This window comes from Lacticaseibacillus salsurivasis (assembly GCF_036246225.1).
Lineage (GTDB): Bacteria > Bacillota > Bacilli > Lactobacillales > Lactobacillaceae > Lacticaseibacillus > Lacticaseibacillus salsurivasis.
On sequence record NZ_BTTP01000023.1, the window covers coordinates 1 to 26,770 of the forward strand.

General features: G+C 54.8%; 27 protein-coding genes. 12 read left to right on the top strand and 15 right to left on the bottom strand.

Features of this window, described 5'->3' with window-relative positions:
- Window position 1 precedes the first annotated feature (1 nt).
- Window positions 2-88: an IS3 family transposase gene (locus tag AAA927_RS12910; RefSeq protein WP_366150659.1), complete on the top strand. Its 87-nt coding sequence runs from the start codon at window positions 2-4 to the stop codon at window positions 86-88.
- A 61-nt stretch (window positions 89-149) separates the two neighbouring features.
- On the opposite strand, the gene dapF is transcribed toward AAA927_RS12910, so the two are convergent.
- Window positions 150-1,139, bottom strand: a complete 990-nt coding sequence (gene dapF, locus AAA927_RS11790) for a diaminopimelate epimerase (protein WP_338218012.1) — start codon at window positions 1,137-1,139, stop codon at window positions 150-152.
- Between the two features lie 145 nt (window positions 1,140-1,284).
- Here dapF and lysA point away from each other — a divergent pair, with 145 nt between their 5' ends.
- Complete coding sequence (gene lysA, locus AAA927_RS11795; protein ID WP_338218013.1) at window positions 1,285-2,574, top strand: diaminopimelate decarboxylase; 1,290 nt, start codon at window positions 1,285-1,287, stop codon at window positions 2,572-2,574.
- A gap of 66 nt (window positions 2,575-2,640) precedes the next feature.
- Window positions 2,641-3,204 (top strand): class I SAM-dependent methyltransferase, encoded by a 564-nt coding sequence (locus tag AAA927_RS11800; RefSeq protein ID WP_338218014.1) that lies wholly within the window; start codon window positions 2,641-2,643, stop codon window positions 3,202-3,204.
- Window positions 3,205-3,270: 66 nt separating this feature from the next.
- On the opposite strand, the gene AAA927_RS11805 is transcribed toward AAA927_RS11800, so the two are convergent.
- Window positions 3,271-4,008, bottom strand: a complete 738-nt coding sequence (locus tag AAA927_RS11805) for a TIGR02452 family protein (protein ID WP_338218015.1) — start codon at window positions 4,006-4,008, stop codon at window positions 3,271-3,273.
- Between the two features lie 118 nt (window positions 4,009-4,126).
- Here AAA927_RS11805 and AAA927_RS11810 point away from each other — a divergent pair, with 118 nt between their 5' ends.
- The 3 genes from AAA927_RS11810 (at window position 4,127) to AAA927_RS11820 (ending at window position 7,703) form a co-directional block, all read left to right on the top strand.
- Window positions 4,127-5,515 carry a hemolysin family protein gene (locus AAA927_RS11810; protein WP_338218016.1) on the top strand — a complete coding sequence of 463 codons (1,389 nt, stop codon included), beginning with the start codon at window positions 4,127-4,129 and terminating at the stop codon, window positions 5,513-5,515.
- Between the two features lie 296 nt (window positions 5,516-5,811).
- Window positions 5,812-7,212, top strand: a complete 1,401-nt coding sequence (locus AAA927_RS11815; RefSeq protein ID WP_435891530.1) for an MDR family MFS transporter — start codon at window positions 5,812-5,814, stop codon at window positions 7,210-7,212.
- On the top strand, window positions 7,209-7,703 hold the full coding sequence (locus tag AAA927_RS11820) for a DUF4811 domain-containing protein (protein WP_338218018.1): 495 nt from the start codon (window positions 7,209-7,211) through the stop codon (window positions 7,701-7,703). The genes AAA927_RS11815 and AAA927_RS11820 overlap by 4 nt, the downstream gene beginning before the upstream one ends.
- A 48-nt stretch (window positions 7,704-7,751) precedes the next feature.
- Here AAA927_RS11820 and AAA927_RS11825 read toward each other — a convergent pair whose 3' ends face one another.
- The 4 genes from AAA927_RS11825 to AAA927_RS11840 form a co-directional block, all read right to left on the bottom strand.
- On the bottom strand, window positions 7,752-8,438 hold the full coding sequence (locus tag AAA927_RS11825) for an ABC transporter ATP-binding protein (RefSeq protein ID WP_338218019.1): 687 nt from the start codon (window positions 8,436-8,438) through the stop codon (window positions 7,752-7,754).
- 19 nt (window positions 8,439-8,457) lie between these two features.
- Window positions 8,458-9,897: an ABC transporter permease gene (locus tag AAA927_RS11830; RefSeq protein WP_338218020.1), complete on the bottom strand. Its 1,440-nt coding sequence runs from the start codon at window positions 9,895-9,897 to the stop codon at window positions 8,458-8,460.
- A 111-nt stretch (window positions 9,898-10,008) separates the two neighbouring features.
- A complete protein-coding gene (locus tag AAA927_RS11835; protein WP_435891531.1) occupies window positions 10,009-11,349 on the bottom strand; it encodes a DHA2 family efflux MFS transporter permease subunit in 1,341 nt (446 codons plus the stop codon).
- A gap of 22 nt (window positions 11,350-11,371) precedes the next feature.
- Complete coding sequence (locus AAA927_RS11840) at window positions 11,372-11,788, bottom strand: MarR family winged helix-turn-helix transcriptional regulator (protein ID WP_338218022.1); 417 nt, start codon at window positions 11,786-11,788, stop codon at window positions 11,372-11,374.
- 242 nt (window positions 11,789-12,030) lie between these two features.
- Here AAA927_RS11840 and AAA927_RS11845 point away from each other — a divergent pair, with 242 nt between their 5' ends.
- Both AAA927_RS11845 and AAA927_RS11850 read left to right on the top strand, forming a co-directional pair.
- Entirely contained in the window at window positions 12,031-13,452 is a 1,422-nt protein-coding gene (locus AAA927_RS11845) for a DHA2 family efflux MFS transporter permease subunit (protein ID WP_338218023.1), read from the top strand.
- Window positions 13,453-13,558: 106 nt separating this feature from the next.
- A complete protein-coding gene (locus AAA927_RS11850; protein ID WP_338218024.1) occupies window positions 13,559-14,374 on the top strand; it encodes an HAD family hydrolase in 816 nt (271 codons plus the stop codon).
- A 71-nt stretch (window positions 14,375-14,445) separates the two neighbouring features.
- Here the strand turns inward: AAA927_RS11850 and AAA927_RS11855 are convergent, their stop codons facing one another.
- The 3 genes from AAA927_RS11855 to AAA927_RS11865 all read right to left on the bottom strand — a co-directional run bounded on the left by AAA927_RS11855 (window position 14,446) and on the right by AAA927_RS11865 (window position 17,336).
- Window positions 14,446-14,919: an S-ribosylhomocysteine lyase gene (locus AAA927_RS11855; RefSeq protein WP_204117926.1), complete on the bottom strand. Its 474-nt coding sequence runs from the start codon at window positions 14,917-14,919 to the stop codon at window positions 14,446-14,448.
- Between the two features lie 42 nt (window positions 14,920-14,961).
- Entirely contained in the window at window positions 14,962-16,089 is a 1,128-nt protein-coding gene (locus tag AAA927_RS11860; RefSeq protein WP_338218025.1) for a vitamin B12 independent methionine synthase, read from the bottom strand.
- Window positions 16,090-16,427: 338 nt separating this feature from the next.
- Entirely contained in the window at window positions 16,428-17,336 is a 909-nt protein-coding gene (locus tag AAA927_RS11865; RefSeq protein ID WP_338218026.1) for a hypothetical protein, read from the bottom strand.
- Window positions 17,337-17,516: 180 nt separating this feature from the next.
- On the opposite strand from AAA927_RS11865, the gene nrdI reads away from it, so the two are divergent.
- Entirely contained in the window at window positions 17,517-17,981 is a 465-nt protein-coding gene (nrdI, locus tag AAA927_RS11870) for a class Ib ribonucleoside-diphosphate reductase assembly flavoprotein NrdI (protein WP_338218027.1), read from the top strand.
- On the opposite strand, the gene AAA927_RS11875 is transcribed toward nrdI, so the two are convergent.
- Complete coding sequence (locus AAA927_RS11875) at window positions 17,969-18,850, bottom strand: alpha/beta hydrolase (protein WP_338218036.1); 882 nt, start codon at window positions 18,848-18,850, stop codon at window positions 17,969-17,971. The two genes, nrdI and AAA927_RS11875, sit on opposite strands and share 13 nt — an antisense overlap.
- 139 nt (window positions 18,851-18,989) lie before the next feature.
- Here AAA927_RS11875 and AAA927_RS11880 point away from each other — a divergent pair, with 139 nt between their 5' ends.
- Window positions 18,990-19,442 carry a MarR family winged helix-turn-helix transcriptional regulator gene (locus AAA927_RS11880; RefSeq protein ID WP_338218028.1) on the top strand — a complete coding sequence of 151 codons (453 nt, stop codon included), beginning with the start codon at window positions 18,990-18,992 and terminating at the stop codon, window positions 19,440-19,442.
- 47 nt (window positions 19,443-19,489) lie between these two features.
- On the opposite strand, the gene AAA927_RS11885 is transcribed toward AAA927_RS11880, so the two are convergent.
- From AAA927_RS11885 to AAA927_RS11900, 4 genes are all read right to left on the bottom strand, one after another.
- The gene (locus AAA927_RS11885; RefSeq protein WP_338218029.1) at window positions 19,490-20,146 is read right to left on the bottom strand and encodes an HAD hydrolase-like protein; all 657 of its coding nucleotides are present in this window, start codon (window positions 20,144-20,146) and stop codon (window positions 19,490-19,492) included.
- On the bottom strand, window positions 20,143-21,303 hold the full coding sequence (locus AAA927_RS11890; protein ID WP_338218030.1) for a cation:proton antiporter: 1,161 nt from the start codon (window positions 21,301-21,303) through the stop codon (window positions 20,143-20,145). The genes AAA927_RS11885 and AAA927_RS11890 overlap by 4 nt, the downstream gene beginning before the upstream one ends.
- A gap of 24 nt (window positions 21,304-21,327) precedes the next feature.
- Window positions 21,328-21,846, bottom strand: a complete 519-nt coding sequence (locus AAA927_RS11895) for a GNAT family N-acetyltransferase (protein ID WP_338218031.1) — start codon at window positions 21,844-21,846, stop codon at window positions 21,328-21,330.
- 373 nt (window positions 21,847-22,219) lie between these two features.
- Entirely contained in the window at window positions 22,220-22,519 is a 300-nt protein-coding gene (locus AAA927_RS11900) for a hypothetical protein (protein ID WP_338218032.1), read from the bottom strand.
- 141 nt (window positions 22,520-22,660) lie between these two features.
- On the opposite strand from AAA927_RS11900, the gene AAA927_RS11905 reads away from it, so the two are divergent.
- Window positions 22,661-23,122 (top strand): universal stress protein, encoded by a 462-nt coding sequence (locus AAA927_RS11905; protein ID WP_338218033.1) that lies wholly within the window; start codon window positions 22,661-22,663, stop codon window positions 23,120-23,122.
- Here the strand turns inward: AAA927_RS11905 and AAA927_RS11910 are convergent.
- Window positions 23,096-25,441 carry a cation-translocating P-type ATPase gene (locus AAA927_RS11910; protein ID WP_338218034.1) on the bottom strand — a complete coding sequence of 782 codons (2,346 nt, stop codon included), beginning with the start codon at window positions 25,439-25,441 and terminating at the stop codon, window positions 23,096-23,098. The two genes, AAA927_RS11905 and AAA927_RS11910, sit on opposite strands and share 27 nt — an antisense overlap.
- A 126-nt stretch (window positions 25,442-25,567) precedes the next feature.
- On the opposite strand from AAA927_RS11910, the gene AAA927_RS11915 reads away from it, so the two are divergent.
- The gene (locus AAA927_RS11915) at window positions 25,568-26,464 is read left to right on the top strand and encodes a proline iminopeptidase-family hydrolase (RefSeq protein ID WP_338218035.1); all 897 of its coding nucleotides are present in this window, start codon (window positions 25,568-25,570) and stop codon (window positions 26,462-26,464) included.
- Window positions 26,465-26,770: the final 306 nt, after the last annotated feature.

Consider the following 26,770-nt stretch of genomic DNA (forward strand, 5'->3'; position numbering starts at 1 on the left):
TGTGGATTGGTTTAACAATGTCAGAATTTCGAGAAACAAAAATGGCTTGACCCCAGTTGAGTACCGGGAACAAACCATGATTGCTTAATTCAAAATCTAAATTGTCTAACTTTTCTATTGCACTTCAATCTCGATCAGGGCCTTTCTCGTTAACGTGTGGCGACCAGCCGGTACGGTAATTGCTTGACGAAAGCCTGATAAGCCGCTTCCTCGCCGGTTGAAGCCACTTGCGCACCAGTGAAATCACCGACAGCCAACGCCGCATCCGGCACGTCGATCAAATCTGTCACCGTCGCATTACCGATCAGTTCGATCCAGTAGGTGCCATTCGCCTCATGCACCACGGTTTGCACCATGCCACCGGGGTTATAGACCGTGTTCAACTGATCGAAAGCGGTTTGATCGGAAGTCAAGGCAAAGGCCAAACTGGTGGCAGCCATCCCTGTTCCGCAAGCGTTGGTGAAGCCCACGCCCCGCTCATAAGTCCGGGCAAACAGGGTGTGCGGGGCTTCAATCGTGGCAAAGGTGACATTGACGCCTTCAGGGAAATACGGATTCGGGGCATTCAGCCGCTGACCAATTGCCCCGATTTTGTCCCCGTTCAGCTCTGATTCTGGCACGAAGGCAATCAAGTGCGGATTTGGCACTGCCACTGCCGTGAAGTGCAACGCCGGGTCGATGGCGGGCAAGACTTGATCGATAATTTTCGTTGTGTTCAGTTCGGCAAAAGGCAGCGCTGCCGAGTCGAAGCTGACAGGCGAGATTTCCACGCTGTACGCCGGCACTTGCGGGGCCAGGTCGGCCTCGCGATGCACGGCCAGCTTGGCTTCTGCGGTTTGAACGGTAAATTGGGTCTGCCCCGTTTTTTCACCTAAGTACCGCGCCACCGTGCGCAGGCCATTCCCACACATTTTGGCGTATGTCCCATCTGCGTTGATTACCGTCATGCGCCCTGCCGCACCAGGGGCATCATCCACTACCAGCACCCCATCGGCGCCGCCTAATAGCCCGGTTTGGCGGTCCGTGATGCGCTGAGTGAAAGCCTTAAGCGTCGCGGCAGGAAGCGGCTGGGCCAGCGTGGTTTGATCGAGTAAAAAGAAACTATTTTCCGAGCCGTGAACCTTGCGCAATTCTGCCATGCTTGACCTCCATGAGAAAAGACTACGTGAATTTTTAACGAATTGTAGCACAACCTGCACAGAGTTGCCATAATAGCCTTGACCCTCAACCGGCAACTAGACTAGACTGCTAGTCAAACGCGCATGTTCTCAAGGAGGAGCTCACATGGACATTACCACTAACGCAGCCGGTCATCTCACCATTGGCGGCTGCGACGCCTTAGCTTTGGCGCAGGAATTCGATACCCCGGCTTACATTTATGACGTCACCGCGATTCGTCAGCAAATTCGGGCCTTTGCCGCCGTGTTCGAACAACGCCAGGTGCCTTATGAAGTCAGCTATGCTAGCAAAGCATTTGCTACAGTAGCGATGTATCAAGTCGCTGCGCAAGAGCATTGCCATGTCGATGTGGTCTCCGGCGGTGAGCTCTACACGGCTTTGAAGGCCAACTTCCCGGCGGCCAACATTTCGTTTCATGGCAACAACAAAAGCGAAGCCGAGCTCAAAGCGGCCCTGGCGGCTGGCGTTGGCACCATCATAGTCGATAATTTCTATGAGTTGGACTTGCTGCAACGCTTGCTGAAGGCGACGCCGCAGCAACAGCAGAATATCCTCCTGCGCTTAACCCCAGGTATTTCCGCCCACACCCATGCTTATGATCAAACCGGGCAAACCGACAGCAAGTTCGGGTTTGACCTTGAATCCGGGCAAGCCGAGCAAGCCGCCAAGCTGGCTTTAGCCGCGCCGCAGCTCAACTTGCTGGGCATTCACGCCCATATTGGCAGTCAGATTTTTGAAGTGGCCGGTTTTCAAGCCGCGGCCAGCAAGCTGCTGTCGGTGCTGAAGGCTTGGCACCAAGACTTTGGCTTCACGCCGCAAGTGCTGAATTTAGGCGGCGGCTTTGGCATTCGCTATACGGATGGTGATGATCCTTTGCCAGCCGCGGACTTCGTTGACGCCATTTTGGCCACCATGCAGGAAACGGCCTTGCCTTTCGCGCGGCCAGCGATTTGGATCGAACCCGGCCGCTCGATTGTCGGACCTGCGGGTTATCAGCTGTACCGGGTCGGCAGTCGCAAGGATGTACCCGGACTGCGGCCTTATGTCGCCGTTGATGGCGGCATGGGCGACAATATTCGCCCGGCGCTTTATCAGGCCCACTACACCGCAGTCAAAGCGGACACTCCCCATGCCGCAGCCACAGAAACTGTCCACCTAGTCGGCAAGTACTGCGAGTCCGGCGATATTTTGATTGATGAAGCGCCGCTCCCGGCGACCCAACCCGGCGATGTGATTGCGGTGCTGGCGACCGGTGCCTACGGCTACTCGATGGCGTCCAACTACAATCGCAACCCGCGCCCAGCCGTGGTTTTTGCCGAAAATGGCCATGCCAAACTGGTGGTCCGCCGCGAAACCTATGCTGATTTGGTGCAAAACGACCTGTCTTATCTGTAGGCTATGGCCGGCGCTTTCCTGGCTGGGCCAATTCCCTTATAATAGGCAATGAAAGGTCGTGCTGAGATGGAACCCTATCCGCAAATGAAACCAGAGGCTGGCGCCCTACCCACTGCCAGTCATGAGCCGCTGTGGCAGGTGCTGCAGGCCAAAGTACCACCGCTGGCTGGCGCCCGGGTGCTAGCGCTACATTGCCATGATGGCGCCTTTTGTCGCGCGGCCATTAACGCTGGCGCCATTGCCGTTTTAGGCGTGGATCATGACGGCACCGCCATCAGCCATGCCCGTGATTTGGCCAGCTCGGATCGGTTGCGGTTTCGGATTATGCCTGATCGCCGGTATGACTTGCTCACAGGTCCGTATGATTTGATTGTCGGCCCCTTTAGCCTACCCACTGATGACCTACGCCGCAGCTCCCATTTGCTGGCCAAATTGCTACGGCCAAACGGGCAAATGCTCCTCGCCGTGTCAGGCGGTCAAAGCGACGGTCAGGTGCGCAGTAAGCTGTCTTCTTGGCTCACAGTCACCGAGTGCTTCCGGCCCAAACAGCCTGAGCTCGCTGGCAGTCTGATCATCATTGCTCAGCGCGCCAAAGCCGCCGGCAACCAGAAGCCCCGCCGGCAACATTAACTCATTATTGAAATAAAAATGAACGCGCCTTAGCGCCGCCAGTTTGGCGGTACCAAGGCGTGATTTTTATTCACCAAGGATGGCTTGAAAGGCCGCAAATGTCCGTCCAGCCGGATCGTAAATCGAGAAAATCACGTCATCAAACGCCCCGGCAAATTCAGGCCGCATCAATTCTTGCCGGAAAATCGTGGCCACTTGGGCGGCTGGATTAGCGAACACCCCAGTCCCAAAGGCGCCTAAAATGATGACCCGCGCACCATTAGCTTTGAACGCGCGCAGGGTTTGGCTGATTTTCAATTGCAGGTCGGGGCCGGTTTGGTCGGTCGTCAAGCGGCGAAACGCGCTGCGATTAGGCGCCGCCACCGTCACCACATCCACGAAATGGTTGGTTAACCGTTGGCCGCTTTCGCCAAACACTTGCCGCACGTGGGCGGAGTAAATCAAACTGGCGCTGAACAGGCCGTGATTGTAATTTTCTCGGTTTGGCGCGTAATACGTGGCTTCAAACTGGCGCAGTTGCGGCAGCAAGTAGGTGCATTTGGCGATGCTTTCTTCCTGGGCCTTGGCGCCATATTCCACCCCACCGCCAGGATTGGTGGGGCTAGCGAAGTTCATCACCCCAGTGTGGCCAGTGGCTTCGCGCATTGTTTGCACCACATCTTCATTCACCAGCCGCCAGCGCACCGGCTGAACGCCAAGGGCTGGAGTGGCCGGCAGGCGCGTCGCAATCAGCTGACTATGCGGCCGGTCAGAATCGGTGGCGTATGCTGCTAAGACTGCTTTTAACATCTGAACTTGATTCATGGGCTCCTCCTGACACGGCTGGCGGATTTTTCGCTGCTTTCACCGCCGCCGCTCATATCCAAACGAAAGATGCTACAATATACCCATACTGAATTGATTGAAATGGGGAATTAGAAAAATGGCAAGTGGCCAAGTCGCCTCTAATTTGCTGGTCATGGTCGTTACCTTTATCTTCGCTGCGTTCTTCGTGGCGGCGGAATTTGCGTTGGTGCAAAGCCGCCCCAGTGCGCTGGAAGAAATGATTGATAACGGCGAAGGCAACCGCGCCAAGCTCAAACGGGCGCTGAATATGGTTCACCGGTTAAATGAGTACCTCTCTACCACCCAAGTTGGCACCTCAGTGTGCGGCATCATTTTGGGTTGGATTGGGGAAGAAACCGTTGAGTTTTTGCTGATCGATTTGATGCAACTCACCCATCTGCAGCTACCACAAGGCGGGCTGCATGCCGCCGGCGCCGTGATTGGCGTGTTGATTTTGACTTACCTAGAAGTCGTCATCACCGAAATCGTGCCGAAGAACATTTCCATTGATATTCCCATCAAAGTGTTAATGCTGATTGTCACGCCGCTGCACTACTTCCACCTTGCATTCTATCCTTTTGTTTGGTTGCTGAACACCTCCGCCAATGGCTTGGTGCGCCTGATGGGCATGAAGCCCGCAGATGAAGGCAACGAAGCCTTTTCCCAAGCGGAAATTCTCAATCTCTCCAAAGCCGCCGTCACCACTGGCGACATGGACCAAAACGACGTCACCTACATGCAGCGCGCCTTTGATCTAAATGACAAAACCGCCCATGACATCATGGTTGACCGGACGTCTTTGGTGGTCATTAACATCGAAGCCACGGTGCACGAGGTCATCCGCGACTACCTGCAAGAAGGTTATAGCCGCTTCCCTGTCGTGGCCGATGGCGACAAGGATAAGGTACTGGGTTACGTCTACATCTACGACCTGGTCAAGCAGGCGCAGGTCGACGACACCGTGCGCGTCTCCAAACTGCTGCGGGCGATGATTACCGTGCCAGAAGCGACCCCGATTCACAACATCTTGCAACAAATGATCAAAAAGCAGACCCCCATCGTCGTGGTGGTCGATGAGTATGGTGGTACGTCCGGGATTGTCACGGATAAGGATATCTATGAAGAATTGTTCGGGACCGTCAAAGATGAAATCGATGACGTTTCCGATGAATACATCATCAAAACCGACCAGCCAAATGTCTACAAAATCTCCGGTAAAACCACGCTTTACGACTTTGAACGGTTCTTCCACACGAACCTGCGCCAGTTTCAGGAATCGGATATTGTCACCATCGCCGGCTTTTTGATGGAGGAACATCCGGATCTGCGCCGCAACGATTCAGTGGTGATTGACCGCTTCAACTTAACGGTCACCGATTACAGCCGCGGCTTTGCCAATTGGTTTGAAGTCACCGTGGGGCCAGAAATTCCTCGCACCATGGATGTGGATGGTGACGGCGAAGAAGAAGATTTGCCGCAACAATAACTACCAAGCAAGGACGCTGACAAGCGTCCTTTTACTATGCGAAAATAAACATGAAAATAGCCATGAAAGCTTACTGATAGCGATTTTCATTTTGGCGGACTGGCCTTGAACCAGTCTTGGGTAAAAACTAGCCCAGCCCCGTCAAATCAGGCTCACCTGCTGGTAGCCCACTAGCCCTCACTAAAAATAAGTGCTAGAATAATTCTTTGTAATTTCATAATGAAAGGACTGAAAATGTGAATCAGCCAACAGATGTTAACGGTAAACCGTATAACCGCAACTTGTTGGTGATCACCATGCTGATTGGGACGTTTACGACTTTTCTGACGCAAACGATTCTGACCACTGCGTTTCCCACTTTGATGCGTGACTTTAACATCAATGCCAGCGCAGTCCAATGGTTGACCACCGGCTTTATGCTGGTGATGGGAATTATGATTCCTGTTTCCGCGTGGTTGCTGAGTAAATTCAATGTCAAATATCTTTATATGACAGCGATCACGATCTTTTTCTTAGGGACCTTGCTGTCACGCTTTGCGACCAGCTTCCCGATGCTTTTGACCGGGCGCCTCATACAGGCTATGGGGGTCGGCATGTCGGCGCCGACCTTCCAAACCGTCATGTACTCTATTTTCCCGCCGAGCCAGCGCGGTTCGGCGATGGGGATTGCCGGTATCGTCATCGGCCTCGCCCCAGCGGTGGGGCCAACGCTTTCTGGCTGGGTGCTGCTTAATCACAGCTGGCGCTCCTTGTTCTCGGTGATTTTGCCGATTGCGGCCCTAGTGCTCTTGTTGTCTGCGTATAGTATGCGCAAAGTACTGCCCACCACCAATCCCAAAATCGATTTCTTATCGGTCGTCGAATCCACCTTGGGCTTTGGCTCGCTGCTGTACGGGTTCTCCAGTGTCGGTGATGCCGGCTGGGGTTCCCCGCTGGTGCTAGGCACCTTGCTCTTCGGGGCGATTGTCGTTGGTTTGTTCGTCCGGCGGCAATTGCACCTCGAAAAACCGCTCCTAGAGCTGCGGGTGTTCCAAAGCAAATCGTTTACCCTGTCCGTGATTTTGACTGCGGTGGCGTTCATGTCCATGGTCGGCGTTGAAATGGTGCTACCGATGTACATTCAAACCATCCGCGGCCAAAGTGCCTTCCACTCGGGGCTGATTTTGCTCCCTGGGGCCATCATGATGGGGATCATGAGCCCGGTCACTGGCCGAATTTTTGACCGCATCGGCGCCAAGCGCCTGGCCACTTGTGGTTTGTTCTTGCTCTTGGTAGGCACCTTCCCGTTGATCACGTTGACCGCTGACACCCCGATTTTGTTCGTCACGGTGCTGTACACCGTGCGGATGTTCGGCATCACCATGGTCACCATGCCGGTTACCACCGCTGGCATGAACAGCCTGCCGAATAACCTGATTAACCACGGCACTGCCGTGAACAACACCATTCGCCAAGTTGCGGCTTCCATTGGCACTGCGATTTTGGTTTCCGTGTTGTCGACCGTCACCAAAGGCCAAACCCCAGCCAGTGCCTTGGCTAAAACTGACCCGATTGCCTTTGCCCGCGCCATGAACAATGCCACCGTGGCCGGTTATCGCGCCGCCTTCGTGGTGTCGCTGATTCTCGCAGCGCTAGGGTTCGCCTTGTCCTTCATGCTGAAGAAGGACCCCATCGATCAGGGAGGTGATGCGCAGTGATTCTCGTTATTCTGGTGCTCGCCGCCTTTTGTTTCTTCCTGGTCGCGGTGCTCGCCCCGCGCGGCCGCGCTCGCAGCGGCTGGATGGGGGCGCTGGCACTGATCTTGATTGCCAGCGTGCTCGCGATTGCCGCTAATGACCTCAGCCATTTTGGGCTGAAAACTGTCACAACCTCAGCGACTCAGCGCATTGCCGGCGTCAAAGCCAACACGCTGTTGGTGAAGCCGATTGGGACGAACGGTAAAAACCAGGTCGTGGTGTATCGGCCTAACCCGCTGAGTAGCAAAACCGTCGCCGCCAAGCCTGGCGTCACCACGACCGTTCAAGTCAAACGCGGTCAAACGGCCACGTTGACCATCAAAACCAAACAGTTACGTTATCAAAACACGTTCTTCGCCTTTTTGTTTGCCTGGTCTGGGCAAAACCAGCAGACGCTGCACCGTGCTTATCAGTTCACGGTGCCGGCTAGCTGGCAACTCGTGCAGCAGTAACGCAAAAGCTCTCCCTGCCAGCGGCAAGGAGAGCTTTTTGTTTACCGGTTAGGCTGGCTGAGTTGCCAGCGCTGGCCTTTTTTCCCAGGTGAATTCACGCTTAGCGAGGCGCAGCACGCCGTCGCATTGCGCGGCCACGGTGGGTTCATGGGTGACGATGATCACACATTTTTGCTGCTCATGAGCGATCTGGTTGAACAAGGCAATGACTTCATCGGTGTTGCCCTCGTCTAGGTTGCCGGTGGGTTCGTCGGCAACCACCAGCGGGGCATCGCACACCATGGTGCGGGCGATGGCGACGCGTTGCTGCTGGCCCCCGGACAGGCGCTGGACGTTTTGGGTCATTTGCTGGTCGGTCAACCCGAGTTTGCGCAGCATCCCTTTGGCGTACTCGCGGTCGCCGCGGTGCTCGGCTTTCGTAATGGCCATGGCAGTCATCAAGTTCTCCAACGCCGACATATATGTGAACAGGTTGTACGCCTGGAACACGATGCTGACTTTGCTTTGCCGGTACTGAGTCAGGCCTATGTTGCGAATATCGACGCCTTCAATCAGAATTTTGCCGGCCTTGGGCGTATCCAGCCCGGCCAATAACGACACCATGGTCGTTTTGCCGGAACCCGACTGACCCACAATGGCGTAGGAGTGCCCAGCGGTGAATTGCAAGTTCACGTCTTTGAACAGGTAGTCTTCTTCAACGGTGTACCAGTAACTTAAATTTTCAGTCGTTAACATAGTTGGCTCCCTTCTACGCTTATTGAATCAGAATGGTCTTCGGTTGCAGGCGCAAAATCCCGGCGGCGGCAATCAAAATCGCAATCAAGATAATCGCCAGCCCTAAGCCGAACAACAGGAGAATAGCCTGCGGTGTCACTTTCACGGCCAGCTGGGTTTGTTTCTGCTGAGCGGCTTGCGTCCGCCCTGGCATCTGCCCTGGCGTGCCGCTCTTGCTGGTGCCTGTGCCACTGCCGCCAGGTTGCCCACCAGGCCCTTGCATCCCTTGGGTGCTGGTCGTCGTGGTTTGACTGCTGATGACTTGCGCCGCGAGTTTGTCCCCGACGAATTTACCGCCGGCGCTGGCAATGCCGACACCAACCAGCAAGATGACCAACAATTCAACGAAGAACTGAGCGATGATTTTGAAGCGGCGTTCCCCTAAGGACAGCAGGATACCAATTTCATAGCGGCGCTCTCTGATCATCAAGATGACAATCAGAGCTAAAATGATGGTCCCGGCAATCGCGACCAGCCACACGATTTTATCCGCAAAGCTAGTGACGGATTGCATCGATGCTTTTACCATCTGATAATTCTGATCATCAGCACTCAGGCTGAACTTACTGGAAATTAGCTTGGAAGCCGTCTTCTTCACGCTAGCCACCTTACTTGGGGTGCTGACGGTGAAGACCACCGAATCAGCCGTGTTGGCATACTTGGTGCCTTTAATCGTGTTGGCCAAGGTGTAGCTGGTGTAAATCGTATTCGCCGGGTCGCTGGCCATCGGCCCCATCGAGGCCGTGGCGCTACTCTTGGCTTTGTAGATGCCGACAATTTTCAACTTGTAGGTGCCGCTACCACTGGTCTTTTTGACCGTAATGGTATCGCCAACACTGAGGCTATCGGCCTTAGCCAGTTCACTTTCAATGACGACATTTTGGGTGCCTTCATCGGCAGTGGTTAAGCCACGGCCTTTGGTGATGGTGTAGTTGCCTTGGCTAAATTCACTGCTGCTGGCAGTGCTGGAGACCCCAGCCACCGTGATGTCCCCGCGGCTGCTAGCCTGGCCCCCCGGCCCCTGACTGGAGCTGGTGGTGCTGACCGCGTCAAAGCTCTTGGCATTGACCGAGGTCGAAACACTGACAGTGTAACTTTCCACACCTTGCAACGCCGCAATTTTCTTAGCGGTACTGAGTTTAACCGGACTCATGGATAAGGACGGCTTTTGGCCGCTGGTTCCTGACGGCGGCGTGCCGCTACTGCTGCGCATCGCCTTAAACGCTGCCTCCCGGTTGGCGCTCAGGGTTAAGGTCGCCCCGATACTGGCTTTGGCATTGGTCGTGGCTTGATCGGCGGCGGCTTTAATCAGCAGCCCCGCCATGACGAATAACATAATGGCAGACGTCACCAAGACCAATAATAGCGTGCGGCCTTTCTTGGCAATCAAGTTCAACCATGCACGTTTCACAAAATTCATCGCTTTCGCTCCCATCTGAACTATTTGTCACAATGACTAAGTTCAGGGTACGGAGCAAATGTGAGAAAGTTATGAAGTGATTAGGTTGAAAAAACGGGTAATTCTAGACCTTTATCGCCGGCGCATGGTCCAGGTCAACAGCAACCAGGCAATCACCGCCAAGCCCAGTAGGAACCACAGCGCCCACTGACTGCCCAGCATCGTGCCGCTAATTTGGCTGCGGCCCGCTTGTCCGCCGGCCACGATGGCTGAGGCAATGGCTGTCCCCAGGGCCGCGGTGAACTGCTGCAGGGTATTCATAATCGCATTGCCATCGGCTTGTTGCTGCTTGGGGAGCTGCGCCAAGGTTGTGGTCAAAATGTTACCAAAGGCTAAGCCCACGCCGAACATGAACAGCACATAACATCCCAGCACTTGCGCATCGCTGAGCGGCATGCCGCTGATGACGAACACCAGCATTCCCAGCAGCACCACCGACACGCCGCTGATAATTGGACGCTTTGGGCCAAAATGATCGTACAGGCGCCCACTGATTGGCGCGAGCACGGCCCCAATCGCCGCCCCAGGCAGCACAATCAACCCGGCGGCCAAGGCCGAGGCTTGGTTAACCAACTGCAGGTAATTAGGGAGCACAAACGACAGCCCCAAAGCCATCATTTGAAAACAAACGAAGGCAATGGCAAATTGGGCGAACTTCTTTTGCTTGAAGGGTGACAAATCCAAAATGGGCTGGGCCTGGTGCCTTGAGCGCAGCGCAAAGGCACTCAGCGCCAGCGCCCCAATCACAATCGCCAGCACGCTGACCAGGACGTTTTCGCCACTGATGGTGCTAACACCATAGATCAACCCGGCAAAAGCCAGCACCAGTAGGCCCACGCCGAGTTTGTCCAGACGGCTCGGGGCCAAGGCACTCTTCTGCAGAATGCAGGTCCAGCCCAGGCCGAGGGAAATCAGTAGCACTGGCAACAGGAAGACAAAAATATACCGCCAGCTTAAATAGGTGGTGATCAACCCACCAAACGTGGGACCAATCGCCGGCGCAATCCCGGTGATCAAGGTGCCAACCCCCATCATCATGCCAATTTTAGCCGGAGCGACTTGTTCCAAAATAATGTTGAACATTAACGGTAGCGCAATCCCGGTGCCAAGTCCCTGCACCGCGCGCCCAAGGAGGAGCACCCAAAACGCCGGCGCCGTAGCATCCAAAATCAGGCCTAGCATAAAGAGCAAGTTGGCCACCAAGAACAGCTGGCGCATTTTAAACCGCCGCTTCAAAAACGCCGACAAAGGAATGACCGTGGCCACAATCAACAGATACAGCGTGGTCAGCCACTGCACCGTACTTGTCCCGACATTAAATTCACGCATCACGGTAGGAAACGTGATGTTCATCGCGGTTTCCACAATTACCCCGCTGAAAGACAACAAACCGGTGGCAAAAATCGCCCCCATGACTTTACGTTCGTTACTCACTTTATTCGCTCACCTTTCGCCAATATGCCAACATTTCACTGAATTGGGCCCGCGCCGCCGGCGAAAATGCTTCGACGAACGCCGCCTGCGAACGCTGAATGTAGGCCGAGGTGGCTTCCTGCAACTTTTGGCCTTTCGCCGTCAACGTCACTTGCTTCTGCCGGGTATCGCCGGCATAGCGCTGTTCCACAATCAAGTCGCGCGCCGCCATGCGCTTGAGCAGCCCAGTGGCAGTGGAACGCCGAATGGCAAATTCGGCTTCAATATCCCGCTGCAGGCAGACTGCCGGCGCGTGGACAATAAAATCGAGGATCGACATCTGCGTGCCGGTCAAGTCAAATTGCTGGGCGTAGGCATCCATGTTTTGAGTCATATGATTGGCCGCCAGTTTAATGCTGCGGCCGTAGTTTTCTGTCATGTTTATCCTTCTTTCGTTAGCACACTAACGTTTAGTCTAACACGATTTTCAGAAAATGGTTGAAAAACTTTCGCCAAACCGGTATGATAAACACTCGTTGGGCATCTGCCCGAAACAGAACAAATCGCAGCGTCATTCCGCCTATTATGGTGCTGCCAAGTCCCTATGGCCAAGCCATGGGGACTTTTTTTATCCCGGCGCGGCCGGTTCTGTCATCATTAAACGTAAGGAGTTTTTACACTATGGAGTTATCACAATCATTACCTAAAGCGCGAGTGCAAATTGCCCATCCCGCTTTAGCCATGCTCGGTCTGATGATCGGGTCATTCGTCGGCATGTTTTCCGAAACTGCCTTGAACATCGCACTGCCTAGCCTGATGGCGGCTTTGAATGTGTCGCAAGGCACCATCCAATGGCTGGTCACCGGCTACATGCTGGTTATCGGCATCTGCATGCCGCTGTCGAGCTTGTTGTCCAAGCGCTTTGCCACCAAGAAAATCGTCTTATTCGCGCTTGGGGCCTTCGCCTTGGGTGCCATCATCTCCGCCACGGCTAGCGTCTTTCCAGTCGTCTTGATTGGTCGGATGATGCAGGGCATCGGCACCGGCTTGATTTTGCCACTGATGTTTTCAGTCGCGATGCAAATCTTCCCACCGCAACGCCTCGGCACTGTCATGGGCCTCGCCGCCTTGGTGATCATGTTCGCCCCTGCCATTGGTCCCACGGTTACCGGCATTTTGCTTGGCGTCGCTTCTTGGCACGCGATTTTCTGGTTGTTCGTCCCCTTCTTGGTGGTCGCCTTCATCTTAGCTGCCATTGCGATGGACACCGCCTTTGAACAAAAAGCGGTCCCGGTCGACTGGCTGTCAATTCTGCTGTCAACCATCGGCTTTGCCGGCATCGTGGTCGGCACTTCCATGGCCAGTGACGCCGGCTGGTTGTCGGCCCGCGTGCTGCTGGCTTTAGTCGTCGGCATTGCCGCTTTGGCGGTTTATGCCACCCGCCAGTTGCATGACCAGGCGCCCATGCTGAACCTGCATGTTTTCCAAAACCGCGCCTTCACCACCGGCACCTTGCTGGTGATGCTCGACTTCGGCGTGATCTTGGCTTCCATGTACCTCCTGCCTCAATACCTACAGCGGGTCATGAACTTGCCGGTGGCCATGGTCGGGATTGCCATGCTGCCAGGGGGCGTCGTCAACGCCTTGGTCTCCGCGGTGGCAGGTCGCATGTATGACCGCTTCGGCGCCAAATGGTTGACCCGCGGCGGCTTCATTATCGCCATGCTAGGCGTGTTGATTTTACTGATGACCAACGCTGACAGCTCATTAGGGCAGGTCATTGCTGGTCATATCGTCTTGATGATTGGTGCGCCTTTGGCCATGTCGCCAGCCCAAACTTACGGCCTGAACTCATTAAACGGGGCTGAAAGTGCTGACGGCAGTGCGGTGCTCAACACTCTGCAACAAATCGTCGGCGCCGTCGCGACTGCGGTGGCCACGAGCATGCTGGCCGTTGGCGGCCGGCAAGCTGCTGGCGCCGCCGGTTGGACGGTCGGCGCTCACTACGGCTTCATCTTTGTTTTGATCATTGCCGCTGTCGCGTTTGTCATTTCCTTTGGCGTTCGCGGCAAAGTGAAGAGCCAGGATGTACCCGTTAAATAAGCTTGAAAAGCGGTGGTAGCACCGCTTTTTTTATTACCTAAAAGCCCTTGTTCCTGTCCATGAAAACGCTTAGACTGAAGCTAATCACGGAAAAAGGAAGGTCACTATGTCGCCTTATGCCATTTTTATGGACATCGACAACACCATTGTCGGGCCCAGTCAGTATCCCTCTAAACGCACGGTGGACACCATTGCCAAGTACCGCGCGCAAGGGCATCGCTTCTTCATCGCCAGCGGCCGGCCGCTGTTTTCTGCCACCGAAATGGCGGATCGCATCGGCCCGGATTTGGACATCATTTGCTCCAACGGCACCATCAGCCGCGTGGATGAAAAGCTGGACGTGCAGCATCTCACCCCTCGGGCGCTGGAAGGTATTTACCGGGTAGCACATGAATATCAGCTACCGCAATACTTTTTCACCCAATCCCAGGTGCTGTATCTGCGGCCGATGACCAAAGGCATCTCTGAAGATAGTCAGGTGCGCATTGCTGGCGAAGACCCGAACCATTACGTCGCCATTGACTCGGTGGAGCAGCTTAAACGCTGGGCCGATCGGATTATCAACGCAATTGCCTTCGATCAAGACCCGGCTAACTTAGCCAAGGCCCGCGTGGCCATGGCGCAGGTGCAAGATATCGATACCTCCAGCTCATCGCCGGACAACATCGAAATTACCGGCCATGGCATCAATAAAGCGACCGCCATTTTGCGGGTCTGCGAGCGGCTTAATCAGCCCATGGCGCGCACGATGGCCTTTGGCGACGGCAGCAACGACTTGGAAATGTTGACCACGGTGCATTACGGGGTCGCCATGGGCAACGCCAACGCCGAAGTCAAAGCCGCGACCAAGTTCCATACCCTCGACATCGATCATGATGGCGTGGCAGCCTTTCTCGATGACTTCTTCGGCGGTAAAGCCTAGTTCCGCCTGACGCAAACAGCGCTTCGCTCATAGTGCGAGCGAAGCGCTGTTGCGATTCTAATGGCTTTTCCTTAAACTTCGTGCCGTTCAAATGGTTGGTCGGAGATCCCTCGGCTGAGAATCAACTTGGCCCATTCCTTAGCGGAAAAAAGGCTGTGATCCTTGTAGTTCCCGCAGGACTCGATGGTGGTCCCTGGTACATCCGCCCAAGTGATATCGTTGGCAATCGCCTCAAGACTCGATTTCAAGGCCTTCGCGACCTCGGTGGTGCTATGCGTGCCCCAGGTAATCAAATGAAAACCGGTGCGGCAGCCAAAGGGTGAACAGTCAATCACACCATCCAGCCGGTCGCGCAACAAGCTCGCCAGCAAATGTTCGATGGTGTGCAAGCCAGCTGTATCGATGGCTGCCTGGTTGGGCTGGACCAACCGCAAGTCATAATTGGAAATGACATCCCCTTGGGGTCCGTGTTCCTCGGTAATCAGCCGCACATAAGGGGCCTTCACTTTCGTGTGATCCAACGTAAAACTTTCAACTTTTGCCATGTGAAAATTCCTCCTTATTCTCTCGTTTCTTCTAGTGTAACGCTACTTGGCCCAAACCTCGGCGGCAATTTCTTGCACTAATTTGAGCTTGGCCCATTGCTGGGCTTCGGTTACCTTGTTACCTTCGGCCGTTGAGGCAAAGCCGCACTGGGTGGATAAAGCGAGATGATCCAGCGGCACAAAAGCCGTGGCGGCCTGAATGCGCGCCTTAATTGCCGCCGGGTCTTCCAACTCAGCAAACTTGGAGGTGACTAGCCCGAGCACGATGCGCTTGTGGTCATCGTGGTTCCACAGCTTAGCCAGCGGCGTAAAGTCCCCGGCGCGGTCATTGTCATACTCTAGGAACAAGCCGGCGTATGGCAAGTCCTTAATGTAATCCGCCACGTACTGATACCCACCGGCAAACAGGTAAGTCGACTGGAAGTTGCCGCGGCAAATATGCGACGTCACGGTCAAATCCTTTGGCAGCTGTGGCAAAATCGCCGCCAGCACCCGATGCGCGCGCTTCGCCAGTTCCACATAAGGCTGTTTGGCGGCTTCATCATGCTCGTTTTCGCGCAGGTTTTGAATCAGAAACGCCCAGTTTGTATCATCAATTTGCAAGTAGCGGCAGCCCAGGTCATAAAAATGCTGAATGGTCGCTACATAAGCGGCCACCACGGCGGCTTCGTAATCGGCAATCGTGGCGTAATACTTGGCCCAGTTGTCGCTGCGGTGATCGCGGAACAACAATGCCGGACTGGGAATGGTTTGCTTGGCTAACACCCCTGCCGGCACAATCGATTGCAGGTAACTGAAGGCGGCAAAGAACGGATGGTCTGGGTTGAAGCTGAGTTTACCAGTTAAGGTCACATTCGCTGCGGCGTTGATATCTCCCTTGAAGTTATGCTCATACGTGGCATGCTGGATTTCATCGATGCCATTGAGCCCCCACAAGAAGTCTAGGTGCCAATATTGACGTGAAAATTCGCCATCGGTGACGGCTTTAAAGCCTAAGGCCACCTGCTGATCAACAATGCGTTTGATTTCTTGATGCTGCACGGCTATGGCTTCGGCGGCCGTGATGTCGCCGGCGGCCAAGGCAGCTTGGGCGTCTTTGAGGGTTTGCGGGCGCAGTAGTGAGCCGACTAAATCGGCAGTGAATGGAATGGTATCTGTTTGTGCAGTCATGATGATTTCCTCCTTGATGAACCACGTGCTGGCATGAAAAAAGCCCCTTGATTCGGCGAAATGCCAAATCAAGGGGCGAAAAGTCGCGGTGCCACCCTTGTTCCCGAGCCCAGCTCGGCTTAAGTACCTGTTGATACTCGGCGGGGTAACGACCGCAATCGGACCGGCAGCGTGAACTGGCGGTCAGCTATTTGGAGCTCATTTTCACCAATTAACGACGGCCCCTTTCTCACCAACCGGGTTCTCTGTCCGTCGCGCCATGGCTCTCTTCTCCGCAAAGCACGTGATATGAATAAGGTCATCTTATGGCCTTATTCTCATAATGTCAACAGACTTTTTTAATTTGCAGCTGGCGTGCGCTTCTCACGCAGCCGCAGCAGCTGCCCCAAACCGGCCATCGCGAGACCCACAATCGCCACAATCCCGGCAACATGCTGCCACACTGGCACAAACTGGGCCTGCATTTGGAGAATAACCGGCGTGCCAACGCCGCTGAGCTTAATGTAAGGCGCAAACGCTGGGATTCCCGCGAGCAAGGCTCCCAGCCCAGCCAGCAACGCCACCAGGTATGTGATCCGACCACTGACCCGCAGCCACCGCGCCCAGCTGTGACTGACGGCCAGCATGACCAGCAGCACCGCCGCCGCCAAAATGCCGCCAACAATCGCCGCGGTTTGGGTAAATAGCGCGAACATGGGATAGGCTAACCCAATCCCATGCGCCATCATGGTATCCAAAATGACCTTGTCAAAATGTTCCTGCACCGCGGCCTTCACCTGGGTTCGAATCGCGGCAGGATAGGCCTGTCCTTGCTTTGACAGCGAGGCGGCGGTCCGCTGATCGATTTCTTTTAACATGGGGGCTAAGGTCAGTTTGCTGGCCGAATCCGGATTGGTACTGATAAACGACCAATCAATCGCTTTGCTCTTTTGTGGCACTTGGCCAAAGTTGGCGCTGACCGCCAGCCCGGTGCGCAAGCCGCGGGCCAGCGTCGTCTTCGTCACGAGGTTGCCTTTTGGCGCCACCGGCAAATCAGCGCCGGTGGCCACTTTGACCGCCGAAGCCGTAATGGTCTGCTGAAAGCTGGTCAGACTCGCCGAGTTGGTCAGCGCTTGCCGCATCTGACTTTCGCGGCCAAAAGTCAGCGCAAAGCTGAGCCCCACCCCAAATACAATCAGAAGCACCGTATAGATTAAACTGAATAACCCCAGCCAGCCGCGACTGACGCCTGTGTATTTTCCTCGCATGTGTGTGCCTCCGTTCCTTCCATTATACCCGAACCACCGCGATTCTGCGACCGAACGGCGTACTGCATCTGGTATCTCCAAGCTAAAACGCCACTACCAGTAGTAGCTAGTTTCGTGGTACAGTTAGCATAACGAAAAGCGGCAGTCGCAATCGACCGCCGCCGCAAAGGAGTCCCCTTCATGATCAACTTACTGTACATTTCAATTTCTGGTAACACCCGCGCCTTCGCCCAGCGTTTGACTCATTATGCTGAAGCACAGCATGAGGCCGATTCCGCGCAACCGCTGATTCACTTAACGGAAATTTCCGACGCCTCGCAGGCTGAAGGCGAAACTGCGCCTTATTTTGTGATGATTCCCACCTACCTGGATGGCGGCAATGGCATCGATAATGGCTTCAATGAACTGATGACCACCGCCATGGGTGATTACATGCGCGAGCCCGGCAACGCCGCCTGGTGCCGCGGCATCATCGGCTCCGGCAATCGCAACTTCAACGAGCAATACTGCTTAACGGCCAAAGAATACTGCCGGGAATTCGACGTGCCATTTTTAGCGGACTATGAACTGCGGGGCAACGATGCGGATGCTAAGCGCATCTATGAAATCTTAGTCCAAACCAGTCGGGCCAATCAGGCGAAATAACGATCAATCCAGCCAATCACGCGCTGGCGATACTCGGCGGGCGCTTTGGCCAAGCTCTGGGCATGTCCGGCTTTAGGGACCACCCAGAGCTTTTTTGGTGCGCTGGTAGCCGCATACTCACGCTGCACCATCGCGGTCGGGACGAAGTTGTCTTGGGCGCCATGAATGAAGAAAATCGGCCGGGTGTTGTGATGCAAAGCCGCAATCGTCGACGCCTGAAACACGTTGTATTTTGCCTTCAGACTAGCCGTCAAAGCGACGGTTGGCACTAGTGGATAGCGCGGCAGGTTATACATTGCTTTGGCTTGCGCGGCCAGCTCATCCATGATGCTGGTATAGCCGCAGTCTTCAACAATGACTTTGACCTGACTGGGCAGCTTTTCGCCGCTGAGGTACATCACCGTGGCCCCGCCCATCGATTCGCCATACAAGGCGATTTGGCTACGAGTGCCTACGCACTTAATGACTTGGTTTAGCCAACGCAGATAGTCGCCGCGGTCCTGGTAGCCGTAGCCGATGGTGTTGCCTGCCGACTGGCCATGGCCGCGGTCGTCTGGGGCCAGCACATTAAAGCCAGCCTCATGAAAGAGCTTTATTTGGCGGGCCATTTTTTCTTTGGTGCCCATGTAGCCATGCGCCACCACCACTGTTTTCAGCGTCGGCTTGGCCGCTGGGACGAAATCCGCCACTAACTTTAAGCCGTCTGGCGTCGTTTGCCGCCAGGTGGTTTTGCTTGTCTGCGCCAGCCAGTGCTGGGCCTTCGCCACTGCGGGACTGGTGGTGTGACTCAAAAAGGTCTTACGACTCGGCACAAAGGCGAATTGGTAGAAATAAAGCGAAGCGCCAGCCAAGCCGGCACAAATGACCATCCCTAAAGTGGTTAAGATGATTGTCCATTTTCGTTTCAAATTTCGGCCCCCTATTTTATCTATATTGGCACGGGAAAGGTTTGGCGTCTATCGTTATTTGAGATAGACTAACGGTATCGAGACAATAAGGAGCATGGGTATGGAAGAACAAAGACTACGCCGCGAGTTCATTAATATTTACTTCACGACGATCAAACATATCGAAACTGAAATTTCCAAACCGTTGATCCAATTTCGGTTATCTTTTGAACAATACCAGATTCTGAACGATTTGGCGACTCATGAGGTAGCCACGCTCACTGATATTGTGGCCAAGCGGCATGTCACCAAGCCTGCCATCGCCCGCCAGTTGCGGGTACTGCGCGACTTAGGGTATGTGACCCAGGCCTCTGACAATGGCGATCACCGCCGCCGGCTGCTCCAACTGACCCCACTGGGCAAACGGGTCGAAGCCCAAGCCAGCGCCTTGAGCAAAGCCGAATTTGATCGTTGGGTGGCGATCATGGGCGAACAGAAGCTTTTGGACCTGCTGACAATGCTTCAAACTGCCAGCGAGTTACTGTTAGATACGCCGGCGCAAACCACCAAATGAGCAACGAAAGCCGCATCCTGTTTGTGAGGATGCGGCTTTTGTTTGGTCTAGGCGAGCAGTTGGGCGACTCCTGCCGGTAATTCGCTCGGACTGGCGACCAGCGCCATGGCGTGGGCGCCGTTGAGCTCCTGCGCGTCGCCGAAACCATAGGTGACGCCTAGCGTTTTAACGTGATTGTTCTCGCCGCCGATCATATCGGTATCGCGGTCGCCAATCATCACACTATGTGCCGGGTCGGCGTTCGCAGAGGCAATGGCGTATTCCAGGACCGCGGTTTTCGAGGAGCGAATGCGCTCATCCAGCGTTGCCCCGTATAGCCCGGAGAAATATTGATTTAAATCAAAGTGCTCGGCGATTCGTTTGATCATGGGCTCTGGCTTGGCGGAAGCAACATTCAGCTGATAACCCGCCAGCCGCAGTTGATCCAGCGCCTGAGTCACGCCCGGATAAAGGCTGAGCTCAAAGATGCCCTCAACCTGATAGTGTTCCTGGTAATAGCCAATCGTGCGCGTCACTTCCGCGGCGCTCAAGGCTGGGTAGTATTTGTTCATACTGGTGGTGAGCGACGGGCCAATAAAGTTGCGGTACGTTGCATCATCGAGTTGCGGCAAGTGCATGGCATCAATCATGTAGTGAATGCTATCGATAATCCCTTTTTCGGAATTCGCAATCGTACCATCAAAATCAAAAAACAGGGACTTCATTCATCAATCTCCTTTGCTTGCCGCTTCAACGAAGCTTTCAACATGAATGGGGCAATCAACGTCGTCAGCACAATCACAATGATCACGCTGGAATAAAAATCGCGATGGAGCAAGTGGGCATCAAAGCCAATTTGAGCGACAATCAAGGCCATTTCACCGCGACTGACCATGCCGCTACCGATGATGTTGGCATCTGACCAAGCCATGCCAGCGAACTTGGCGCCAGCGCCGCAGCCCAACCATTTGGTGAGTAAGGCCAACACCGTCAAAATCACAATGAACCAGAAATCGTGCAGCACCCCATCGAACCGCATGTTCAGGCCGATCGACACGAAGAACACCGGAATGAACACGCCGTAGCCAATCGCCTCCAGCGCTTGGTCCACTTCAGCCTGATACTTAGTTTCGCTCACGGCAACCCCGGCGAAAAACGCACCAATCACCGCTGACAGCCCCAGCAAATCCGCTAGATACGCCATCCCTAGACAAAGCAGCAGCGACCCTAACGTCACTGAAGCCACCGGCAGCAAGTGCTGAGCCAGGTGCATCACCAGCGGCGCGAGCCATTTAACCACCAGATATATCAAGCCAAAATACAGCACCTGCTCAATCAGCGTCAACCACAGCGGCACCGTGGCCTTAGCGCCAGTGCCAAAGACCCCGACTGCCACACTTAAGATGATCACCGTCAAAATATCATCCACCACCGCCGCGCCTAAAATGGTGGCGCCGCTTTTGCTATCGAGGGCGTTGAGCTCTTTGAGCACTTCAACGGAAATCGAAACCGAAGTGGCGGCATAGGTGATCCCCAGAAAAGCAGCCGCGACATAGGAAAAGCCCCAAGCCGAGGCGAAGGCAAAAATCACGCCGGTGGGGACGATGACCCCAATTACGGCGACGAGCACTGCCGGGCGGAAATATTTCTTGAGCATCGTCAGGTCGCTTTCCAGCCCGGCGATGAACATCAGGACAATCACGCCGATTTCGCTGAATTCGCTAATCATATGGCTGGGCTGAATCCAATTCAGTAGCGCCGGCCCAAACACAATCCCGGCCACCAGCTCGCCGATTACTGCGGGAATGCCAATTTTTAAACTAAAGTGACTGAGCAGCAGCGTTGCTAACAAAATCAACGCCAACACGCCTAAATACCCCATCGCCGCTCCCTTCTGCGTCGATTCCTACTTCAATAACAACTGATACGCGTTTCGTTCTGGGACCGGCTCATCCAGGTAGACAATACCGCGATACTCAAACCCGTTGCCTAAAATCACATGCTGCATGATTTCGTTTTGGGCATGGGTGTCGATGCGCAGGTCGTAAAACCCGCTCTTGTAGGCCTCAGTGATGAGATTGGACATAAACAACTTACTGAGGTGTTGACCGCGAATCTTGGCCGACACAGCAAAGCGATGAATCATCATGTAAGGCGCAGCACCGACCCAACCCGGCCCATCGATTTTGCCGTAGAACGGATCTGGGCCTTCCAGCAAGCTGGCGTTACCAGCCACCTGGCCATCCACAATCAGCAGACGGTTGGTGCCTTTCGCCAAGTCCGCTTCAACTGCTGGCTGATCCGGATAGGTGCCTTGCCACTGGTTGATGCCTTGGGCGTGTAAAAACGCGCGGGCGTCATCAATGATGCCCATAATTGCCGGAATGTCCGCCGGTGTGCCTTGCCGCATATAAATTGTTGCCATGCTGTGCCTCCACTAAAAGATAGTGCTCTTATTGTCGCGCAAAAACGCGCTTTTGGCAATTAAGGCAGCGGCCAAGGGATTCTATCAAATGGCTGGGCCGGGCAGCCTCCGCTGGGAGGGGCTGGAACGTGGTGGCCAGCGCTTTGAGCCTCGCTTTGCGAGGCTCAAAGGCGCGGCTTGTTCTAAGCCAGCCAAATCCGCTGGCTAAGAACAATTTCACCACTGAGCCCCTCCCCGCTCCGGTTGCCCTCAACAGGCTACAAAGAAGGCTGTGGAGTGAGGCCGCACTTAGTCTGACAATCAGACGCGCAAACACCCCTAGGCAACTTCGAATTCAAGTTACCTAGGGGTGTCCGTGATGCCAGAATAGCCTTTACACTTCTGGCTTGGCCAGTTTGTGCATGTGCGGCTTGAGGCCGTGGTGCCGGCAGCCATGGTGCAGCATTGCCTTAAGTCTGATTTGCTTGGTGCGTTCTTTTTCCGCCCGTAGTTTTTGGTGCCCGATGATGATCTGGGTGGTGCCGATAATCATCAGCGCAACTGGTACGGTGTGAATAATGGCCAAGGGAATCACAAGTTCTGGGTCATCCTTCAGCATATTATCAAACGTGTGAATGGGTTCTTGTGCCGTTTCGACGAACTGTTTTGCAATTGCTTTCGTTTCTTTGAACATGGCCATCCCTCCTTTCTCTATCATACCAATTCAGCGTCAAATTGCGAGGGAAAACGCTATCTTTGTTGAGGCGACAAGGCCTTTTCATCCCCTTGACGCGGCTAGATATGGTACAACAAAGACAGAAAGGATGTGGCGAACATGACAGAACGCATTTTGGTGGCCTACGATGGATCGCCAGCGGCAGGCCAAGCAGTCAAGACGGCGCAGGCGATTGCGACGCGAGAAGACGTGGTGATTGATCTGCTCTACGTCATCGATACCCGTTCCTATCACGTGGGTCTTTATCAACAACCTGACGTCGACGGGACGATTTTATACAACGCCGAAACGCGCGCCGAGCTTGAGCTGGATGAGCAAGCCAAAAAGCTGCAGGCTCAAGGTCTGACCGTGGCGTATCATTTGCGGTTCGGTAATCCGCGAACGGTGATCGCGCTTGACTTCCCACAAGAATACCATTCCAGCCTGATTATTCTGGGCCGGGCGACCAAACATGCCGCCGCCCGCATGTTCATGGGCTCGGTGGCCAGTTTCGTCACGGAAAATGCGCCTTGTGACGTGCTTATTGTCACCGCGTCAGAAACGCCAGTTGATTCTGGATAGCACTCGTTTGCCCAGCACTTCCTGGAGCAGCAAGTACACGGGCAGGCTGGACAGCAGCATCGGCACATAAACCAAGGCCCGGTCCCACTGCCACAAGTTGGCCAGTGAGAACACGCCATTCACCACAAAGAACACGCCGAAAAAAGCCACTAGCAAAAGCGCCAGCATGAGCGTTTTGAACCGATTGAACGGCCGCGACACTAGACCCACCACATGTAGTTCGATGACGCCAATCATGAACACCACCAGCGTCGAAGTGAACGCAAAATCCCAGTGCCACAAGTACTCAAAGCGCGTCAGCAGCAACGTGTACCCGACGATGGCGATGGCCGCCGGCGCGGCGATGGTCATCACTTTTTGGAAGAATTGGCCGGTGACGCGCTGGAAGTTCGGCTCCAAGGTCAAGAAGAACGACGGAATGGCCACGGCAATCGCAGACACCGGGGTCAGGTTAATCGGGGTAATCGGATAATCCAAGGGCAGAAAGACAAAAATCGCAGTTAAAATCACCGAGAAAATGGTTTTGACCAGGTACATCGACGCCACCCGCTCGATGTTGTTGATGACCCGGCGCCCTTCGTTTAAGACGCCGGTCATCGCATCGAAGTTGGAATCTAGCAAGGTAAAATCGGCAATCGACTTCGCCGCCTCGGCGCCAGAAGCCATGGCAATCGCGCAATCCGACTGCCGCAGTGCCAGCACATCGTTGACCCCATCACCGGTCATCGCCACGGTATGGCCGTTTTGTTGAAGCGCCTGAATCAGGTGCTTTTTTTGCGTCGGCGTGACCCGGCCAAACACGGTATAGTCCTGCACCAGCTGGTTGAAATCCGCCTCGTCAGGCACCGTTTGCATGTCTACCCAGTGGTCGGCCTGGGTCAGGCCGGCCTGCTGCGCCACGTTAGCGACGGTCAGAGGATTGTCGCCGGAGATAATCTTCAGCGTCACGTCTTGGGTTTCGAAAAACGCCAATGTCTCAGCGGCAGCGGGCCGCACTTCATCGCTGATGGTGAGATAACCCAGCAGTTGCATGCCAGCCAGCGGCATTGCCAGGCCTTGCTGGGTCTCGGCTACAGCGAGCACGCGGTACCCCGCGCGAGTCGCCTTGGCGATGGTTTGACTGACGGTTTGCGGCAAGCCGGCAGGAAAGATAAACTCCGGTGCCCCAATCACAACGCTGGTACCATCGCTGAAGCTGGCCCCAGACCATTTTCGCGCCGACGAAAACGGCACGGTATTCACCACGGTGACGCTCGGTTGCTGCGGCCAGGCCTGTTTGATGGCCAGCGCGGTTTCATTATCATCATTTAACGCGTACACTACCGCGGTGGCCGCCTTGATCACGGCGTCTTCACTGCTCGTTGCCGCTGGATACACGCCGCTGATGCGCAATTTGCCAGAGGTAATGGTGCCGGTTTTATCCAAGCACATCACATCGACCCGCGCCAAGGCCTCAATCGCCGGTAGCGCCCGCACCAGCACGCGCCGCTTGGCCAAGTTGCGCGACGAAACCGCCAGCGCGACGTTGGTCAGCAGCACCAAGCCTTCGGGAATCATCCCAATCATGGCGGCACTAGTCGACAAAATCGCCCGGTTGTAATTACCACGCCGCACCATGGAGACGATGAATAACGCGGCCCCCAGCGGAATCAGCACATAAGTCAGCACCTGAATAATGCGGTTAATGGTGGCCAGCAATTGACTTTGGGTTTGCGGCCCCGCCTTGGCTTCATTGGCCAACTTGGCGGCAAAAGTGGTTGACCCTACGGCGGTGGCCTGCATCACCACTTGTCCGGCGACCAGAAAACTGCCGGAGTATAGCGGATCATCGACCTGTTTACTGATGGGATTGGCTTCCCCAGTCAGCGGGCTTTCGTCCACTTCCACGCCGCTAGTTTCGCGGACCACCCCATCGACTGGAATTTGATCGCCGCGTTTAAGCACCAGCAGGTCGCCCAACACAATGGCGGTTTGCGCAATGGTGTGCAAAGCGCCGTCCCGCCGGACTTGGGCCGGCGTCTCCGCTAAAATCCGCATTTTGTCGATTTGAATCTTGGCCCGAATCTCCTGGAACGTCCCAATCGCGGTGTTGATAATCGCCACGAACAAAAACAGCAGATTTTTGTAACTACCAGTGGTGGCAATCAGGACCCCTAAGGCCAAGTTCACGAAATTGAACAACGTAAACGTATTGCCGCTGATAATCTGGCCGATTGAAGGCGTCAGCGCTGCCGGTTGGGTGTTGACTTGGCCCGCCTGCTCACGCTTGGCCACTTCTTCATTGGTTAACCCACTTGCATTTGTGGACTGCTCTGCCATCTGGCCACCTTCCTTCTATTCTCATTCTAGCCGATAGCCGCCGTAAAATGCCGGCGCACGCCTTGAATTAAGAGATTTTTAGGTGCCTGCGCGGTAGAATAAGGCATACAACAATGAGGTGAGACAATGAAAACAGCAAAAAACGGTACCCATTTTGTCACCTTGGCCAATGGCTACCATCTGTGGACGCAAACTCGCGGCAATGGCCCCATTCAGCTGATGACGCTGCATGGCGGGCCTGGTGGCACCAATGAAGTCTTTGAAAACTTCGGTGAACGCCTCGCCCCTTATGGCGTCACTGCCACCCGCTATGACCAACTCGGCTCCTGGTACTCGGACCAACCAGACTGGACCGATCCTGCCATTCGCGAACAATTTTTGAATATTGACTACTACGTCAATGAAGTCGAAGAAGTGCGTCAAAAGCTCGGCCTCGACCACTTTTTCTTGTTAGGCCAAAGTTGGGGCGGCGTGCTCGCCATCGAATACGCCTTGCGGTACGGTGAACACCTCAAAGGCCTGATTCTCAGCTCGATGATCGACAATTTGGATGAATACATCGTCAACATCAATGCGATTCGCGAAAGCATGTCCACGCCCGACCAGGTCGCTTACATGAAGCAAATCGAAGCCGACCACGCCTTCACGGATGCCAAGTATCAAGCGCTGGTGGCTGAGCTGGGCGAACATTACCTGCATCACCAAAGCGACCCCCAGCCGCGGCACCTGATCTCGGTGATGGGTACGCCAGTTTATAACTACTTCCAAGGCGACAACGAATTCGTCATGGTGGGCGCCTTGAAAGACTGGGACCGGCGCGCCGACATTCACAAGATCACTGTGCCCACCTACCTGACTTTTGGCGGCCACGAAACCATGCCGTTAACCGCTGCGCGGCGGATGGCTGCCACCATCCCCAATGCCACCTTGCACATCACCCCTGGCGCTGGCCACGGGCAGATGTTGGATAATCCTGATGATTATTTCAAGCATCTGGGTGAATGGCTAAGTGCTCAGCAGTAACTAGCGCTGCCGCCGAAAAGCGCCACTCACTTTCAGCTACTCGCTTGTCACTGGCCAAACAAACATCATTCGCTGGTGAAGGACTACCATCCCCGAATTATCTTCTGTTATCCAGCGGGTGCGGGCGGGGTGGCGGAGGGGCGTGGCCGGCCAGCAGTGAAACGAAAAATAGGGTGAGACTGCACTTGGCCCTGTCAAGTTGACAGATGAAATAATATAAAGTTTTGTCTGTTTCTAAACGGCTTCACTCCAGTATTCATCAGGGGTGAGGCCGTTTCTTTGTGCTGAGCGATTGTGGTGATTGAA

Bases quoted from the DNA above. Each gene is read 5' to 3' on its own strand.
- AAA927_RS11830 (WP_338218020.1), bottom strand. From the start codon at position 9,897: ATGAATTTTGTGAAACGTGCATGGTTGAACTTGATTGCCAAGAAAGGC.
- AAA927_RS11910 (WP_338218034.1), bottom strand. From the start codon at position 25,441: ATGGCAGAGCAGTCCACAAATGCAAGTGGGTTAACCAATGAAGAAGTG.
- AAA927_RS11860 (WP_338218025.1), bottom strand. From the start codon at position 16,089: ATGACTGCACAAACAGATACCATTCCATTCACTGCCGATTTAGTCGGC.
- AAA927_RS11885 (WP_338218029.1), bottom strand. From the start codon at position 20,146: ATGAAGTCCCTGTTTTTTGATTTTGATGGTACGATTGCGAATTCCGAA.
- AAA927_RS11850 (WP_338218024.1), top strand. From the start codon at position 13,559: ATGTCGCCTTATGCCATTTTTATGGACATCGACAACACCATTGTCGGG.
- AAA927_RS11865 (WP_338218026.1), bottom strand. From the start codon at position 17,336: ATGCGAGGAAAATACACAGGCGTCAGTCGCGGCTGGCTGGGGTTATTC.
- AAA927_RS11895 (WP_338218031.1), bottom strand. From the start codon at position 21,846: ATGGCAACAATTTATATGCGGCAAGGCACACCGGCGGACATTCCGGCA.
- dapF (WP_338218012.1), bottom strand. From the start codon at position 1,139: ATGGCAGAATTGCGCAAGGTTCACGGCTCGGAAAATAGTTTCTTTTTA.
- AAA927_RS11800 (WP_338218014.1), top strand. From the start codon at position 2,641: ATGGAACCCTATCCGCAAATGAAACCAGAGGCTGGCGCCCTACCCACT.
- nrdI (WP_338218027.1), top strand. From the start codon at position 17,517: ATGATCAACTTACTGTACATTTCAATTTCTGGTAACACCCGCGCCTTC.
- AAA927_RS11900 (WP_338218032.1), bottom strand. From the start codon at position 22,519: ATGTTCAAAGAAACGAAAGCAATTGCAAAACAGTTCGTCGAAACGGCA.
- AAA927_RS11840 (WP_338218022.1), bottom strand. From the start codon at position 11,788: ATGACAGAAAACTACGGCCGCAGCATTAAACTGGCGGCCAATCATATG.
- AAA927_RS11805 (WP_338218015.1), bottom strand. From the start codon at position 4,008: ATGAATCAAGTTCAGATGTTAAAAGCAGTCTTAGCAGCATACGCCACC.
- AAA927_RS11855 (WP_204117926.1), bottom strand. From the start codon at position 14,919: ATGGCAAAAGTTGAAAGTTTTACGTTGGATCACACGAAAGTGAAGGCC.
- AAA927_RS11915 (WP_338218035.1), top strand. From the start codon at position 25,568: ATGAAAACAGCAAAAAACGGTACCCATTTTGTCACCTTGGCCAATGGC.
- lysA (WP_338218013.1), top strand. From the start codon at position 1,285: ATGGACATTACCACTAACGCAGCCGGTCATCTCACCATTGGCGGCTGC.
- AAA927_RS11875 (WP_338218036.1), bottom strand. From the start codon at position 18,850: ATGGTCATTTGTGCCGGCTTGGCTGGCGCTTCGCTTTATTTCTACCAA.
- AAA927_RS11880 (WP_338218028.1), top strand. From the start codon at position 18,990: ATGGAAGAACAAAGACTACGCCGCGAGTTCATTAATATTTACTTCACG.
- AAA927_RS11825 (WP_338218019.1), bottom strand. From the start codon at position 8,438: ATGTTAACGACTGAAAATTTAAGTTACTGGTACACCGTTGAAGAAGAC.
- AAA927_RS11810 (WP_338218016.1), top strand. From the start codon at position 4,127: ATGGCAAGTGGCCAAGTCGCCTCTAATTTGCTGGTCATGGTCGTTACC.
- AAA927_RS11890 (WP_338218030.1), bottom strand. From the start codon at position 21,303: ATGGGGTATTTAGGCGTGTTGGCGTTGATTTTGTTAGCAACGCTGCTG.
- AAA927_RS11845 (WP_338218023.1), top strand. From the start codon at position 12,031: ATGGAGTTATCACAATCATTACCTAAAGCGCGAGTGCAAATTGCCCAT.
- AAA927_RS11835 (WP_435891531.1), bottom strand. From the start codon at position 11,349: ATGGGGGCGATTTTTGCCACCGGTTTGTTGTCTTTCAGCGGGGTAATT.
- AAA927_RS11905 (WP_338218033.1), top strand. From the start codon at position 22,661: ATGACAGAACGCATTTTGGTGGCCTACGATGGATCGCCAGCGGCAGGC.
- AAA927_RS11815 (WP_435891530.1), top strand. From the start codon at position 5,812: ATGCTGATTGGGACGTTTACGACTTTTCTGACGCAAACGATTCTGACC.